The following is a 16,071-nucleotide window of genomic DNA, read 5'->3' on the forward strand; positions in this document are numbered from 1 at the left end:
CGCTTTTATGACAGTCCACGTATTTATGGCACCCCAATTAATTATTATTCCTTATCTTTCAGAGGCGTTCCTTGGCCCCGCCGCAACGCCCCACAATAGTCTTAAATTAGCCCGCCGTTGGCACGCAACACTTGCCCATTGATCCAACCGCCGTCTTTTCCGACCAGAAATGCCACAGCAGCTGCAATGTCCTCTGGTGTGCCCAATCTTTCTAATGGTGCCATTTTCGCCATTTTTTCAATCAGTTCAGCGGATTTTCCGTTGAGGAAAAGATCAGTCGCGGTCGGCCCTGGTGCCACAGCATTGACAGTAATATCACGGCCTCGCAACTCTTTTGCCAGAATTGCCGTCATCGTTTCAACCGCAGACTTGGTGGCAGCATAAACAGCATACTTTTCCAACTTTAAGCCCACGACACTGGTTGAGAAATTAACAATTCGGCCGCTATTTCTGAGCCGTTTCGCCGCTTCTCGCATTCCGTTGAAGCTCCCTTTCAGGTTAATGGCAATTTGGCGGTCAAAATGTTCATCGTCGCTATCGGCAATCGTGCTGAGTGACATAATACCGGCATTATTAACTAACACATCAACCCCACCGAAGGCGGTTTCAGCTTTAGTAAATAATTGGGATACGGCAGCGGGGTCGCTAATATCGCCTTTGGCACTCAATGCATTGCCACCCGCTTGTTGAATTTTACGCACCAAGGCTTCGGCTTCATCATCAGCCCGGGAGTAATTGATCAAAACGGTGTAGCCCTCCTGAGCCAAACGCTCGGCAATTGCCGCGCCAATACCCCGTGATGCCCCGGTAACAATCGCAACCTGCTGGATGGTATTTGTCATAATATTCTCCTGAATACGAGTTTCATCATCTATATAGGTGGTGGGCAATGATTAAATTCCAGCCCACATAAATCTCTAGTGAGAGAATGCCACTGTTATCAATTCGGATAATTACCTATTATTCGCCAACACTATCCGAAAAAAGCGAACACTGGCATGGACAGAATTGATGCAATGCGTGTGTTTATCAGAGTCGTTGAACAACGCAGTTTTACCCAAACAGCCCAAGACTTGAATTTGCCACGGTCAACTGTGACGGATGCAATTAAACAGCTTGAGCAGCGATTGAATATCCGATTATTACAGCGCACAACCCGATATGTCAGTCCGACATTGGATGGTGAGGCTTATTATCAGCGCTGCCTACGTATTATTGCTGATATAGAAGATGCTGAAATGGCGTTTGCCAATGCCAAGCCACGAGGTTTACTGCGAATTGATGTGCATGGAACCTTAGCTCGACATTTCGTGTTACCACAACTACCTGATTTTATAATGCAATATCCCGATATCGAATTATTTATTAGTGAAGGCGATAGGCTGGTTGATTTGATTCGCGAGGGTATTGACGGGGTATTGCGAGTCGGCAATTTACAAGACAGTGATATGGTCGCGCGCCGAGTAGCCCTGTTGCCCCAAGTGACTTGTGCCGCACCACACTATTTGCAGCAACACGAAACACCACACTCACTTGCTGAATTGACCGGGCACCAAATGGTGGGGTTTCGCTCCAGCGCAACCGGTGGGTTGATGCCATTAGAGTTTTGTGTCGGCACCACATTAGCGCCCCAACCCAGAAAAGAAGACTCATCGCCACGGTCAGTTCCTCGTCCAACACCTGAAATTCAAACAGTAAAATTACCCGCAGTTCTGTCGGTGAGTGGTGCAGAGAGCTTCGTTGCCGCTGCCCGGCTCGGACTTGGGATCATTCAGGTACCACGCTATCACGTTGAACCTGATTTATGCGCCGGAACGCTGGTTGAGATACTGCCAGAATATGCACCGCCCCCAATGCCAGTTTCTTTCCTATATCCGCACAATCGGCAATTGTCACCACGGGTGCGAACATTCAGCGACTGGTTGAGCCAGATCTTCTTGGCCAAATCAAATAGCGATTAGAGGCCAATGTACTGAAGCAATAAACAGCCGAACTGTTCAGGCCCGGCTGCTTGTCTCACTTTATTGGGCTTTCTCAACTGATTGATAAATATCGATATCAAAATAGCCATCAGCCCTGCCGTCATTGAGGTAAACCTCGTAGCACGCCCCTTCTGTTGGGCGATAGCCACTTTGTGGCAGATGCTGGTTATATAATTCCCCCCAAGCTTTGGCGTAATCATCATCTGATACTCGGGTGTGGTACACCGCATACAAACCAGCGGGAATCACGTGTAATTGCAGGTGATCACTGAGCTCAGCCGGCAAGACATAATCATCCGCAACAGATAATGAGACATCAGCCCGCAACTCGGCCGGTGGATTGGTTTCAGGATTATCCCAGTAAAGCGCTAACCAATCTTTTCCCGGAATTTGGTATTGGGTATAGAGTAATGATAGTTGGTCAAAACCTTTTGGAATAGTTTCGTGATAAGGCCCGACGACGCGGATACTCACAATCTGTTGTGCTTGTTTTTCAATTATCTTAAATGCCATATCGCTACCTCGACTTAATGGTTTCAATAAAGTTAAGTGACTAAAGATACGAGTACTGTTTATTTATACAGTATAGCGGCATTTTATGACTTTTGATTAATTTTCAACCTGGATCTGTGAATCGCTTCGCAAAAAATCATCCGCTTGCTCAAGTTGAAGATGACTGAATACGGTGATCCCGTTGCGACGCAATAAGGCCGCTGTTACGCCCTGTCCTGTACGTTGAGTACCATTAAAATGTCCATCATAAATACGGCTGCTGCCGCATGACGGGCTACCCTCAGTCAGAATAGCCAAGGTGCACTGATGTTTTTGGGCTAACGCCAATGTCTGGTATGCCCCTTGCAGAAATTCCCGACTGACATCATTGCCCCATTTTTCAATCACCCGGGCCTGACCTTGCAATACCGCCTCACCATTACCTTGCTGAATTTCAGCAGGAGGCCGAGGTACTGGCATTCCAGCAGCCAGTTCTGGACATACAATGACCAACCGCCCTTCATCCTGCCAACGCTGAATGATTTCATGATGGACAGACAGGGCACTGCCGTTATAACGAACAGGTTTGCCCATCAAACAGGCACTGATCAAGATACGCGCGGGTTTGGGTTCCACAAGATTATTAACCTTAAAGTTGCGTAATAAATAATTAACGATTAAATAAAAATAACTATAGCCACTGATAATAACTAATTAATAGTGGCCAGTCATAAACCCAGCAAAATAATTGGCGTAAAGCAGACTTTTCTGGGATCGCTAAATAGGTGACAAGATTATCTACCCTAGATAATTCGAGTTGCAGGAAGGCGGTAAGCGAGATAAAAAGCGTTCTGGAACCGATTTGAACAGCATTTATACTGCCGCAGGGTGAGCCTCATGGACGAGGCTCATTAATTCCAATGAGCTTACATAAGTAAGTGATTCGGGTTATTGAGTGTAGCCAACACATCTTCAGATTGAAGCATGGCGGGTATAGGCAGATAAGACTTGCGGTAATAATCGCGCCAGCCGTCTGGCCCATTCCTCCTGTCCGCTGTCATCAGTAATGAGATCTTGTCGAATCTCGATGCCAACATAAGGTAACTGCCGCTGCTCAGCATGGAATGGCAACGTGTAATCTGTTGCATCGGTCATAGCATAGGGTTCATTGATCCCGACATTTAAGGCATCTTCTTGCTGTAAAAACGACACTAACTGCAACGCAAACTCAGGATTTCGGTGAAATAAAGTACCAATTTGCCAAGGCCGATCAATATTTTTAAATGATGGTGTAAAACTGTGCATGGAAATAATGACACTAGGTTGGCCACTATCACGTCGCTGATTAAGTGTCTGAGTAATCAAATCATGATACGGCTGAAATACCTCTGCCCGACGAGCTTGAGCTTCTTCCACCGTGACACCGATATTACGCGGGATCCTTGTGTTTTCGGATATTTCAGGAATAGAACTGGCGATGCCGGGAGTACGGTTACAATCAATAACTAAACGCGAATAACGCTGATGAATTAATGTGGCATCCAAATACTGGCTAAGTAACTGCGCGGTGGCTAATGAGCCAATATCCCAACCAATGTGACGATCAATTTCTCCTGCCGGTAATTCTAAATCCCCGAGTTGAGCTGGGATACGCTGCCCAGCATGGTCTGCCAATAAGATAAAAGGCGAACGGCTCTCAGCTCGTTCGATAGCCGCAGCTGGCGGTTCGTTTTCACGTAATAAAGGATGCAAAGTGAAGTTGGACATGAATTGAATACCTAGTATGAATTAATTTCGTAAAGAACAGACTTTTATCCTAGCGGTTTACACTGGCTTCGCCCACCCCGACCTTATATCTAAACTTCATGGTTTATGCGATTAGTCCCGCAATAAAAGCAGGTTTTTGCTTTTCGGCTCGGTTAGTCATCTATTGATGTTATTTTTCATGTAATAATCGCCGACAAAGTTTTTAAGCAAACAATTCGCTCAACCAGTGGCAGCAAGATCGTGGAGAACTATGGAAACGTTTTTGATTGATAGAATGGCAACCCCTCAGGGTGAACTGTTGTTAATTGCAGACGAAGAGCACCGGCTACGCGCCATTGATTGGACCGATCACTATGAACGCCTGATGAAATTACTACGTAATCATTACGGTGCAAATACTTTTACTCTGGTGGAACAGCGCAACCCTGGTGGGTTGAGTGACAGCATGCAACGCTATTTTGCCGGCGAACTGAACATTATTGATAATTTACCGGTTAAAACCGCGGGTACCGATTTTCAGCGTCAAGTTTGGGAGCAGCTGCGTAAAATCCCCTGTGGTGAGACCATTACTTATGGCGAGTTAGCAAAACGTATTAACCGCCCCACCGCATCCAGAGCGGTAGGGATGGCCAACGGCTTAAACCCCATATCGATTGTTGTGCCTTGTCATAGGGTGATTGGGCAACAAGGTGCATTGACCGGTTATGCGGGAGGCGTAGAACGAAAACGTTGGTTATTAATGCATGAGGGCTATCTTTTAGCGCGCTAACTATTGTTGCTCTTATCAGATGCAAGAAAAGATGTTAAAATTGACGCATATCAATATTAATGGGAATACCCTATGATCCCGGAAAAACGAATAATCCGACGTATTCAGTCTGGCGGTTGTGCAATCCATTGCCAGGATTGCAGTATAAGTCAGCTCTGTATTCCTTTTACTTTGAATGAAAATGAGCTGGATCAGCTTGATAATATCATTGAAAGAAAAAAACCTATTCAGAAAGGACAGGCGTTGTTTAAAGCAGGTGATGAGCTTAAATCCCTGTATGCCATTCGTTCCGGGACCATCAAAAGTTACACCATTACCGAAGAAGGTGATGAGCAAATTACCGGCTTCCATCTGGCGGGCGATTTAGTCGGATTTGATGCTATTAGTAATTTGCAACACCCAAGCTTTGCACAAGCTCTCGAAACCTCAATGGTTTGTGAAATCCCGTTTGATACCTTAGATGACTTATCCGGTAAAATGCCAAATCTGCGCCAGCAGATGATGCGTTTAATGAGTGGCGAGATTAAAGGTGATCAAGACATGATTTTGCTGCTTTCTAAAAAGAATGCAGAAGAGCGTCTGGCCGCGTTTATTTATAATCTCTCGCGCCGCTTTGCTCAACGTGGCTTCTCACCACGTGAATTCCGCCTCACTATGACTCGGGGTGATATTGGCAACTATTTAGGCCTGACGGTAGAAACCATCAGCCGCTTATTGGGCCGTTTCCAGAAAAGCGATATTCTGAGTGTGAAAGGTAAATATATCACTATCGAGAATACCGAAGCACTGGCTCAACTGGCGGGTAACCCAAAACCAAGCTGTAATTAATATTATTGCTCTATGGCGTCAGTAAATAGGTAGGCGGGGATATGTACCGGATGTGTGTAGCGGCGTGAGCCGAACGGTATAGCTGCCCCGCCACTTTCTGACTCACAAATTGGATTTATCAGTCACCGTCATTCCTGTATAATTTATTTGGTTCGTGCTCTCACCTGTTCTCTTTCACTCTCATGGTTTACTCTTTAACTAACATACTGTTAATTCACGGTTGTAAGGAGACTCTATGGCAAAGTATCAGAATATTCTGGTTGCTATTGACCCCAATCAGGATGATCAGCCTGCATTAAGGCGTGCAGTTTATCTTGTACGGCGTAATGGCGGCACCATTAAAGCATTTTTGGCTATTTACGACTTGTCCTATGACATGACTACCCTATTGTCGCCTGATGAGCGCACTGCAATGCGCAAAGGGGTTATCAGCCAACGTTCAGCATGGATCAGTGAACAGTGTCGATTTTATCTTGATGAAGGGATACCGATTGAAATCAAAGTGGTGTGGCACAATCGGCCCTACGAAGCCATTATTCAGGAGGTCCTGAAATTTAAGCACGATTTATTGCTGAAAATGGCACATCAGCACGACCGTCTCGAATCAATTATCTTCACCCCCACTGACTGGCATTTATTGCGTAAATGCCCATGTCCGGTGTGGATGGTCAAAGATCAACCTTGGCCGGAAAATGGCACTGCACTGGTTGCCGTCAATCTCTCAAGTGAAGACCCACTGCATGACCCACTTAATCTGCGTTTAGTTAATGAAACCAGAGAGCTCGCTGAAAATCTCAACCAAACCCCGGTGCACTTGATTAGCGCCTATCCGGTTACCCCGATTAACATTGCCATTGAATTACCTGATTTTGATCCGAGCGTTTATAACGATGCTATTCGTGGCCAACATTTGGTCGCGATGAAAGCGTTGCGCCAGCAATTTGGTATCGATGAGAAATTCACTCATGTTGAAAAAGGTTTACCTGAAGAGGTCATACCTGATTTGGCGGAACATTTACATGCTGGGGTGGTAGTTCTCGGAACCCTGGGCCGTACGGGCCTATCTGCCGCCTTTATCGGAAATACCACGGAGCATGTAATTGATCATCTGAAATGTGATTTGTTGGCCATTAAACCGGAAGGTTTTAACTGCCCGGTGGAAAGTGATGAAGATTCTGAGGATGAAGCGTAACCCCCTTCACAAGAAGCTATTCGAATTAAATCAAAAAAGGGCCACCTTAGTGGCCCTTAATCCATACCCTGCCACCATTATAACGCGCGTAAAATGGCTTCCACGCTGTCTTTGGCATCACCAAATAACATCTGAGTATTGTCTTTGAAGAACAATGGGTTTTGGACGCCAGCATAGCCGGTGTTCATTGAGCGTTTGAAGGCAATAACATTTTGCGCTTTCCATACTTCCAGCACAGGCATACCGGCAATCGGGCTGCGAGGATCTTCAAGTGCTGCTGGGTTTACGGTGTCATTAGCGCCAATCACCAGTACCACATCAGTGCTTGGGAAATCATCATTGATCTCGTCCATCTCCAGCACCACGTCGTAAGGCACTTTAGCTTCAGCCAATAATACGTTCATATGGCCTGGCAACCGCCCTGCTACTGGATGAATACCAAAGCGTACTTTGATCCCACGAGCCTGTAGTTTTGCTGTGATTTCAGCAACCGGATACTGTGCCTGCGCAACCGCCATACCATAACCAGGGGTGATGATGACAGAGCTAGCATTTTTCAGCAGTTCAGCCACTTCCTCTGCATTGGTTTCGCGGTACTCGCCCATTTCTTCAGCATCGCCAGTAGAAGAACCATCGGTACCAAAGCCGCCGGCGATAACGCTGATGAACGAACGATTCATCGCTTTACACATGATGTACGACAGAATCGCACCAGAAGAACCGACTAACGCACCGGTCACAATCAGCAAATCGTTGCTCAGCATGAAACCTGCCGCCGCCGCTGCCCAACCTGAATAGGAGTTCAACATTGAAACGACAACCGGCATATCAGCACCGCCAATAGATGCAACCAAATGCCAACCGAAGGCTAAAGCAATTACGGTCATCAATAATAGTGCGACTACTTGCAGAGCCACGCTATCTGTTTTGACGAACATAATCATCAGCAGGAATGAGACAACCAACGCGACCAAGTTCAGTTTATGGCGTTGCGGCAGCATCAACGGTTTGGATGAAATAATCCCGCGTAATTTGCCAAAGGCAACAATAGAACCGGTAAATGTCACCGCACCGATAAAGATACCCAGGAACACTTCAGTTAGATGGATATTCACCATCACTGCATCCATAACCACCGGGCCATGATCCAGATAACTGTTAAAGCCAACCAGAACCGCCGCCAAACCTACAAAACTGTGCAGAATGGCGACTAACTCCGGCATTTCGGTCATTTCGACTTTTTTCGCCAGATAAATACCAATAGCGCCACCAATTACCATGGCGATGATAATCCAGGCAACGTTACCCGAGTCTGGCCCCAGAATGGTCGCAATAAGCGCGATGGCCATACCGGTCACGCCGAAAGTATTACCTTGTTTGGATGTTTCGTGGCGCGACAGCCCAGCCAAACTGAAAATAAATAAAATCGCAGCAACTATGTACGCAGCTGTAACGAGACCACTAGACATTAGTTACCCCTTCATTTTTGTATAACGTTGTCTTTATAAACATTGTTGTTTTTATAAACATTGTTTTATCCACTCAGCTTTATCAACTTGCGCTTTAGGCAAGTTCGGCCTCATTGAAACCTAGTTTTTACGGAACATTTTCAGCATGCGTTGGGTGACGGTAAAACCACCAAAAATGTTGATGCTGGCGATCAAAACGGCAATAAAGGATAAGAAACTCACCCAGCCACCATGACCAATCTGCAACAATGCGCCCACGACAATAATGCCGGAAATAGCGTTTGTGACAGACATCAGCGGTGTATGCAGCGCATGGCTGACGTTCCAAACCACGTAATATCCAACCACACACGCCAGTGCAAAGACCGTAAAGTGAGATAAGAACTCTTTCGGGGCCACATTGGCCAACCACCCAAATAGCACAATAGCCAACGCCATAATGATGTATTTAGGCCAAGGCGAGGAAGGTTTAGCCTCTTCTTTGACAATCGGTGCGGCTTTTGCCGCCTGAGGCTGTGCTGATACTTGAATTGGCGGTGCTGGCCAGGTGACCTCACCCGTTTTGACCACGGTAACACCGCGGATCACGGTATCTTCGAAATCAATGTCAATTTCGCCATTTTTCTCTTTGCAGAGCAATTTCAGCAAGTTAACCAGGTTAGTACCATAAAGCTGGGATGACTGTGTTGGTAAGCGACTTGGCAAATCGGTGTAACCAATGATTTTTACGCCATTTTCAGTCACCGTCACTTTGTCGGCCACGGTCAATTCACAGTTGCCGCCGGTCTGTGCTGCCAGATCGACAATCACACTGCCCGACTTCATTGAAGCAACCATCTCTTTAGTAATCAACCGTGGCGCGGGTTTACCCGGAATCAACGCGGTGGTCACAATGATATCCACTTCAGCCGCTTGCGCTGCAAATAGCGCCATTTCGGCTTTGATAAACGCTTCAGACATGACTTTGGCGTAACCATCGCCGCTGCCAGCCTCTTCTTCGAAATCGAGTTCAAGGAATTCAGCGCCCATACTCTGAACTTGTTCTTTCACTTCCGGACGGGTGTCAAAAGCGCGAACAATAGCCCCTAAGCTCCCTGCCGCACCGATAGCTGCCAACCCGGCAACACCGGCGCCGATAATCATCACTTTAGCTGGGGGAACTTTACCCGCAGCCGTGATTTGCCCAGTGAAGAAACGGCCAAATTCATGTGCAGCTTCAACGATAGCGCGATAGCCTGCAATGTTAGCCATTGAACTAAGGGCGTCCATCGATTGTGCACGAGAAATGCGCGGCACAGAATCCATTGCCAATACCGTAACCTGACGCTCTGCCAACTTTTGCAGTAATTCCGGGTTTTGAGCTGGCCAGATAAAGCTGACCAAAGTGCTCCCCGCATGCATCAGAGAAATTTCTTCCTCAAGTGGAGCATTCACTTTGAGGATAAGGTCGGATTGCCACACATCGGTGGTATCCGTAATGGTGGCACCCACATCCTGGTACGCCGCATCGTCAAAACTGGCTAAATGGCCAGCTCCGCTTTCAATCGCCACGGTGAAGCCTAATTTCAGCAATTGTTCCACCGTTTTCGGCGTTGCTGCAACACGGGCTTCATTGGCCAACCGCTCTCTTGGTACACCAATACGCATAATGTTCCCTTTTTTACCTGTCTTTGATGATAAGTATTGCCATGTTCTATTGGGTTACTGACAACCTGCTTTGTTACGGCTCCATATAACCTACTGAAAATGTAACTTATGATCCATATCTGTATGCGGTTCTGAAGCAGTTTTTGCACTAAAACTGGCAGGCGGAAAGAACTCTGTATAATTCACTATAAAAATAATATTTACTAGCGGCTTGTCCTGCAACTTTGAGCCAAAATAACAAGCTTTAGTATAATAAGGCAACCCAGTCATAGCGCGGCATCAGGTTAGAAAAATGTAAATAAATAACGCTTATGACGTTAAAGGCATTATTCGCAAAGCTTATCCCAATTATTGATGTAACTTGCTATCAGACCTAACTCCGAAATTCATATATTTAGTCATATAAATTATTTAGTCATATAAATTGCGGAGACACCCGCCATTATTACATGTAATAATCATCTGCTATTCTGTTACACATCAATTGTTCCGCACGTATCAACGTTAATGCGCAAGGCGAAAGGATTTTTTATGAAGCTGAAATACACGATCATCGCGTCGGCATTGCTATCACTCTCGGCGCTTTCTGCTGCACATGCGGCAAAAGAACTTACACCAGAGCAAGCAGCAGCCATTAAGCCATTTGATCGTATAACTATTACCGGCAGATTTAATGCAATCAATGAAGCCGCTGATGCGGTATCCCGTCATGCTGATAAATTAGGTGCTGATTCATTCTATATTCAGGATCTAAACAGCAACAATAATGGTGGCAACTGGCGTGTAACGGCCGATGTTTATCATAAAGATGCTGAGAAAGTGAACAAAGATACCCAGTATCGTTTCTTTAATGGCATCAAAGAATTACCCAAAGATGAAGCCTTCATCTTAGAACCTTATGACACTGTCTCTGTCAATGGTTTCTTCCGTAGCCAGCCAGATATTAACGACGCCATTTCCAAAGCCGCGAAAGAGAAAGGTGCATACTCCTTCTTCATCGTGCGTCAGGTGGATGCTAACCAAGGCGGCAACCAGTTTGTGACGGCTTATATTTACAAACAAGATGCCCCTAAGCGCACCGTTCAAAGCCCTGATGTTATCCCTGCGGATTCAGATGCGGGCCGTGCTGCATTAGCGGCTGGCGGCGCAGCTGCTGCAAATGTCGAGATCCCAGGTGTTGCTTCTTCCGGCACGCCAAGTGCTGATGTGGGCCGTTTCTTTGAAACTCAATCATCAACCGGTAAACGTTACACTGTCACCTTGAATGATGGTACCCAGATCCAGGAATTAAACAATACCACTGCTGCGCAGATGGTTCCGTTTGATTCTGTGACCTTCAATGGTCGTTATAACAGCATGACCGACGTCTCTCATGAAGTGGCTAAGCGTGCCGCTGCCAAAGGCGCGAAGTATTACCATATTACCCGCCAGTGGCAAAACCAAAGTGGTGGTAACCTGACAGTTAGCGCTGACTTGTTCAAATAAATCTGTTTAAATTCTCACCATAAGGGCAGCCATAGGCTGTCCTTTTTTATATTTTAGTTATGGTGATGAACTTGATGAGTACTGACTGAATAATTTTTTGCCTAAATCGCATAACCAATCATTGCATGATCGCGCCCCACTCCGTAAAATCCTCCGAAAATCTTGGGGCTATTATCTGTCAAGTATCAATAACTTTGCCTCATATAATGCTGCTTACAAGTCAGTAACCATTCATTAATACTCTAAAAACCAGGATCCATAATTGGAAAGAAAACTCGGCCTGACCGCGCTCACTGCGCTGGTTCTCAGCTCAATGCTGGGTGCGGGTGTCTTCAGCCTGCCACAAAATATGGCAGAGGTTGCCAGCCCTGCGGCATTACTTATTGGCTGGAGTATTACCGGCATCGGGATTATTTTTCTGGCGTTTGCCATGTTACTGCTAACGCGTCTGCGCCCTGATCTGGATGGGGGAATATTCACCTATGCCAAAGAAGGTTTTGGTGACCTTATTGGCTTCTTCTCTGCCTGGGGTTATTGGCTTTGCGCTGTTATTGCCAACGTATCTTATCTGGTGATTGTTTTTGCCGCATTGAGCTTTTTTACCGATAAATCTGGCGAAGTTGTCTTCGGTGAAGGCAATACTTGGCAGGCGCTACTGGGTGCCTCTTTCCTGTTATGGCTGGTTCATGCCCTGGTATTGCGTGGTGTGCAAACCGCCGCCAGTATTAATTTGGCGGCGACACTGGCAAAACTGTTGCCGATCGGGGGCTTTATTGTTTTAGCCGGTATCGCATTCAGCCTCGACACATTCAGTTTTGATTTTACCGGCCTGGCCCTGCACACCCCCGTTTGGCAGCAAGTGAAAGACACTATGCTAATAACACTGTGGGTTTTTATTGGTGTGGAAGGTGCTGTTGTGGTTTCTGCCAGAGCACGTAATAAGAAAGATGTAGGTCGGGCAACTATGCTGGCCGTGATTTCGGCTTTATGTGTTTATCTGCTAATTACGTTACTGTCGCTTGGCGTGGTGCCGCGCGCTGATCTCGCGGAGATGCGGAATCCATCAATGGCTGGCATTATGGTTGAGATGATTGGCCCCTGGGGAGAAGTGATTATCGCCACTGGGCTGATTATTTCTGTGTGCGGTGCTTACCTTAGCTGGACCATTATGGCTGCAGAAGTTCCAATGGTCGCCGCAAAACATGGCGCATTTCCTAAGATGTTCCAGTATCAGAATAAGCACAATGCTCCGGCGAAATCACTGTGGTTGACTAACTGTGCCGTGCAAGTCGCTCTGATCCTTATCTGGCTGACGGGCAGCAATTACAATACATTGCTGACAATTGCATCAGAGATGATTTTAGTGCCCTATTTCCTAGTGGGAGCATTCTTATTTAAAGTGGCCTTAAAGCGCCAGGACTGGCGATTGATTATTGCCGCCAGTGGCGCGTGTTTGTATGGTTTGTGGCTAATTTATGCCGCCGGCTTACTGTACCTGTTGCTATCCGCACTGTTATACGCCCCCGGTTTGTTGGTCTTTATTTATGCGCGCAAAGGGCATAAAGGCCTTAGGTTACTCAATACTGTGGAGCGCGCGGCTATTTGCCTGGTGCTGATTGCGACTATTCCGGCAACCTGGCTGGTTATGCATTAAACCTAATCCCCTATAAAACCAGCAAAATCAATGGGTACGCCAGTTAAACTGGCTGCCCATATGTACATCTATTGGCAGATAACTAACTGTGTTCTGTTTCGGATATATCTACAGATAAACATTCATCCTTTTGATTTAGCCGCATTGAAGATGGAAATTTTTGTTTGATTTGATCCAGTTGTGCAGTTTCTAACGGATAAGGTAATTGAATATCCAACTCAGTAATTCCTTGTAGTTCAGCGAGATGAATCAATCTAATAATATTAGTTTCATCGCTAAGCTGAGTTGATAACACCTGTAGCGCCAAGACGGTAAGCCGTTCCTGAGGCGTTTTCTCCAGTTCAGTCTGGGACTTCACCACCATCCCGAAAATTGGCATGACACCATAAATAGCATCAATAAAACTCCACCGCTTTTTGCAAGAAACAGCTAGAAATTCCGTGTAATCAAAGCAGACTTTTTCACTGTGTGCTGGCACATCAATGCGTTCGCCACTCATCCCTCAGTCCTTAGCTGATCGATACAGCTATTCATTAATCATAAGTATTGATATATAAACGATGGGCACAACTAAACAGAGATGACGATATAATCACTTTCATTAATATAATGAAATAATTTGCTCGTTGTCTACCAATCAGTCATTGGTCACTTATTTGCATGAAGAATAAAGTAAGGTGCATAGCATTGCTACCAACAGCGCGCTATGCTGAATTCCGGCATTTTTAAAAACTGAAAAACATGACCAAAATTGTTTTTGTAGAAGACGACCCGGAGGTCGGAAAACTGATTGCAGCCTATCTGGGCAAGCATGACATTGATGTATTCGTGGAACCGCGTGGAGATACAGCACAAGCGGTTATTGAACATCAACAGCCCGATCTGGTGTTGCTCGACATTATGTTGCCCGGCAAAGATGGGATGACGTTATGCCGTGATTTACGACCAAGCTATGACGGCCCGATAGTGCTGCTAACCTCGCTTGACAGTGACATGAACCATATACTCTCTCTGGAAATGGGCGCCAATGACTATATCCTGAAAACTACGCCTCCCGCAGTGTTGTTAGCACGGTTACGTTTGCATTTACGTCAGCATAATCAGCAACAAACCAAAGAAACGCCCCATGTTCCACTCACTGGTTATAATGCCATTCACTTTGGTTTACTTTGTATCGACCCGGTTAATCGCCAAGTCAACCTTGGCGATGAAGAGATTACATTATCGACTTCAGATTTTGATCTGTTGTGGGAACTTGCAACACATGCCGGGATTATCATGGATAGAGAGGCATTATTAAAAAATTTGCGGGGCGTCAGTTACGATGGAATGGATCGCAGTATTGATGTGGCCATTTCGCGTTTGCGCCGCAAACTCTATGACAATGCTCTCGAGCCTTTTAGAATCAAAACAGTGCGCAATAAAGGCTATTTGTTCGCCCCCAATGCCTGGGAGTCGGTGCAGCAATGAGGAAGCTATTTATTCAGTTTTTCTTATTGCTGTTCGTCTGCTTTATGGTGATGGCGATGCTGGTTGGCTTAGTTTATAAAGTCACGGCTGAACGCGCGGGTCGCCAGTCATTAGATGATTTGATGAAAAGCTCTCTATCATTGATGCGCAGTGAGTTACGAGAGATCCCGCTAAAAGATTGGAATAAAACCATCGCAACACTGGATTTAAATCTCTCGTTTCAATTACATATTGAACCTCTGGATAAACGGGAACTGGGCGAAAGATTAAATAAGCGCCTGCGAGCAGGTGAAATTATTGCCTTGGATGATGAATACACCTTCCTGCAACGGATTCCCCGCAGCCACTATGTCCTGGCTGTCGGCCCGGTTCCCTATTTGTTTTATTTGCACCAAATGCGGCTACTAGATTTAATCTTGCTCATCCTGATTGGTCTTTCTCTGGCGCTACCGGTGTTCCTATGGATGCGCCCTCACTGGAAAGACTTGCTGAAACTGGAAAATGCCGCCCAGCGGCTTGGGGCAGGACATCTGGACGAACGGACACATTTTGATCCCACCTCCAGCCTAAGCCGCTTAGGTGTTGCGTTTAATCAAATGGCCGACAATATCAGCACATTGATAGTCAGTAAAAAGCTGCTTATTGATGGAATTGCTCACGAGTTACGCACCCCACTTGTTCGTTTGCGCTATCGGCTAGCCATGAGTGATAACCTAACTGAAAGTGAGCAACTGGCGTTGAATCATGATATTGGCCAGTTAGAGGCCCTAATTGATGAATTGCTGACCTATGCTCGGCTGGATCGCCCCCAAGTCTCCCTCAATCTTGAACCTATAGACTTACCGGCGTGGCTCACCGCAAAAGTAATAGATATGCGTTTGATTCATAGTGAGCGCGAGATAGAGCTTGATATACCTCATCGCGGCGACTTTGGTGCAGTCGATCTCCGTCTAATGGAAAGAGTATTGGATAATCTGGTCAATAACGCTCTGCGCTACTCGACTCAGCGATTACGTATTGGATTATGGTTTGACGGTGATAACGCATGTTTACAAGTTGAAGATGACGGACCGGGCATTCCCTTTGAAGAGCGTGCGCGCGTATTTGAACCATTCGTTAGACTGGATCCTAGTCGGGATCGAGCAACAGGTGGATGTGGATTGGGTCTGGCTATCGTCCATTCCATCGCACAAGCTTATCAGGGCAGCATTTCTGTCGATGCCAGTTCGCTGGGCGGCGCCAGTTTCAGATTTTGCTGGCCGGTGAAAGAGCTTTATTCACTCACTATCGACCAAGATAGCCTTAAATAATTCAAG

At 46.1% G+C, this 16,071-nt stretch carries 15 protein-coding genes; 8 read left to right on the forward strand and 7 right to left on the reverse strand.

The features are described from left to right. Positions 1–101: 101 nt before the first annotated feature. A complete protein-coding gene (locus ACF3VQ_RS10330; protein WP_392435233.1) occupies positions 102–842 on the reverse strand; it encodes an SDR family oxidoreductase in 741 nt (246 codons plus the stop codon). A gap of 156 nt (positions 843–998) precedes the next feature. On the opposite strand from ACF3VQ_RS10330, the gene ACF3VQ_RS10335 reads away from it, so the two are divergent. After that, on the forward strand, positions 999–1,961 hold the full coding sequence (locus tag ACF3VQ_RS10335; RefSeq protein ID WP_392435235.1) for a LysR family transcriptional regulator: 963 nt from the start codon (positions 999–1,001) through the stop codon (positions 1,959–1,961). A 60-nt stretch (positions 1,962–2,021) separates the two neighbouring features. On the opposite strand, the gene sbmC is transcribed toward ACF3VQ_RS10335, so the two are convergent. The 3 genes from sbmC to ACF3VQ_RS10350 all read right to left on the reverse strand — a co-directional run bounded on the left by sbmC (position 2,022) and on the right by ACF3VQ_RS10350 (position 4,241). Further along, complete coding sequence (sbmC, locus tag ACF3VQ_RS10340) at positions 2,022–2,495, reverse strand: DNA gyrase inhibitor SbmC (RefSeq protein ID WP_392435236.1); 474 nt, start codon at positions 2,493–2,495, stop codon at positions 2,022–2,024. A 96-nt stretch (positions 2,496–2,591) separates the two neighbouring features. After that, a complete protein-coding gene (locus tag ACF3VQ_RS10345) occupies positions 2,592–3,110 on the reverse strand; it encodes a DUF523 domain-containing protein (protein ID WP_392435238.1) in 519 nt (172 codons plus the stop codon). 336 nt (positions 3,111–3,446) lie between these two features. Continuing rightward, positions 3,447–4,241, reverse strand: coding sequence for an N-formylglutamate amidohydrolase (locus tag ACF3VQ_RS10350; RefSeq protein ID WP_392435240.1), 795 nt, complete (start codon positions 4,239–4,241; stop codon positions 3,447–3,449). Positions 4,242–4,491: 250 nt separating this feature from the next. Here ACF3VQ_RS10350 and ogt point away from each other — a divergent pair, with 250 nt between their 5' ends. The 3 genes from ogt (at position 4,492) to uspE (ending at position 7,030) form a co-directional block, all read left to right on the forward strand. Beyond that, a complete protein-coding gene (gene ogt, locus ACF3VQ_RS10355) occupies positions 4,492–5,010 on the forward strand; it encodes a methylated-DNA--[protein]-cysteine S-methyltransferase (protein WP_075338517.1) in 519 nt (172 codons plus the stop codon). A gap of 72 nt (positions 5,011–5,082) precedes the next feature. Further along, complete coding sequence (locus ACF3VQ_RS10360; RefSeq protein ID WP_005160911.1) at positions 5,083–5,838, forward strand: FNR family transcription factor; 756 nt, start codon at positions 5,083–5,085, stop codon at positions 5,836–5,838. Between the two features lie 235 nt (positions 5,839–6,073). After that, positions 6,074–7,030 carry a universal stress protein UspE gene (uspE, locus tag ACF3VQ_RS10365; protein ID WP_392435242.1) on the forward strand — a complete coding sequence of 319 codons (957 nt, stop codon included), beginning with the start codon at positions 6,074–6,076 and terminating at the stop codon, positions 7,028–7,030. Positions 7,031–7,107: 77 nt separating this feature from the next. On the opposite strand, the gene pntB is transcribed toward uspE, so the two are convergent. Further along, complete coding sequence (pntB, locus tag ACF3VQ_RS10370; RefSeq protein WP_005160918.1) at positions 7,108–8,499, reverse strand: Re/Si-specific NAD(P)(+) transhydrogenase subunit beta; 1,392 nt, start codon at positions 8,497–8,499, stop codon at positions 7,108–7,110. 120 nt (positions 8,500–8,619) lie between these two features. Continuing rightward, positions 8,620–10,146, reverse strand: a complete 1,527-nt coding sequence (gene pntA, locus ACF3VQ_RS10375; protein ID WP_392435244.1) for a Re/Si-specific NAD(P)(+) transhydrogenase subunit alpha — start codon at positions 10,144–10,146, stop codon at positions 8,620–8,622. Positions 10,147–10,677: 531 nt separating this feature from the next. On the opposite strand from pntA, the gene ydgH reads away from it, so the two are divergent. Then, complete coding sequence (ydgH, locus tag ACF3VQ_RS10380; protein ID WP_392435246.1) at positions 10,678–11,631, forward strand: DUF1471 family protein YdgH; 954 nt, start codon at positions 10,678–10,680, stop codon at positions 11,629–11,631. A gap of 262 nt (positions 11,632–11,893) precedes the next feature. Continuing rightward, positions 11,894–13,285, forward strand: coding sequence for an amino acid permease (locus ACF3VQ_RS10385; protein WP_392435247.1), 1,392 nt, complete (start codon positions 11,894–11,896; stop codon positions 13,283–13,285). Between the two features lie 82 nt (positions 13,286–13,367). Here ACF3VQ_RS10385 and ACF3VQ_RS10390 read toward each other — a convergent pair whose 3' ends face one another. Then, positions 13,368–13,784 (reverse strand): hypothetical protein, encoded by a 417-nt coding sequence (locus tag ACF3VQ_RS10390; RefSeq protein ID WP_392435248.1) that lies wholly within the window; start codon positions 13,782–13,784, stop codon positions 13,368–13,370. A 242-nt stretch (positions 13,785–14,026) separates the two neighbouring features. On the opposite strand from ACF3VQ_RS10390, the gene rstA reads away from it, so the two are divergent. Together rstA and rstB are read left to right on the forward strand one after the other, a co-directional pair. Next, positions 14,027–14,755, forward strand: a complete 729-nt coding sequence (gene rstA, locus ACF3VQ_RS10395; RefSeq protein ID WP_392435250.1) for a two-component system response regulator RstA — start codon at positions 14,027–14,029, stop codon at positions 14,753–14,755. After that, positions 14,752–16,065: a two-component system sensor histidine kinase RstB gene (gene rstB, locus ACF3VQ_RS10400; protein WP_392435252.1), complete on the forward strand. Its 1,314-nt coding sequence runs from the start codon at positions 14,752–14,754 to the stop codon at positions 16,063–16,065. The genes rstA and rstB overlap by 4 nt, the downstream gene beginning before the upstream one ends. Positions 16,066–16,071: the final 6 nt, after the last annotated feature.

It is taken from the genome of Yersinia fenwicki, assembly GCF_043099325.1.
In the GTDB taxonomy this organism is placed as follows: Bacteria; Pseudomonadota; Gammaproteobacteria; order Enterobacterales; family Enterobacteriaceae; genus Yersinia.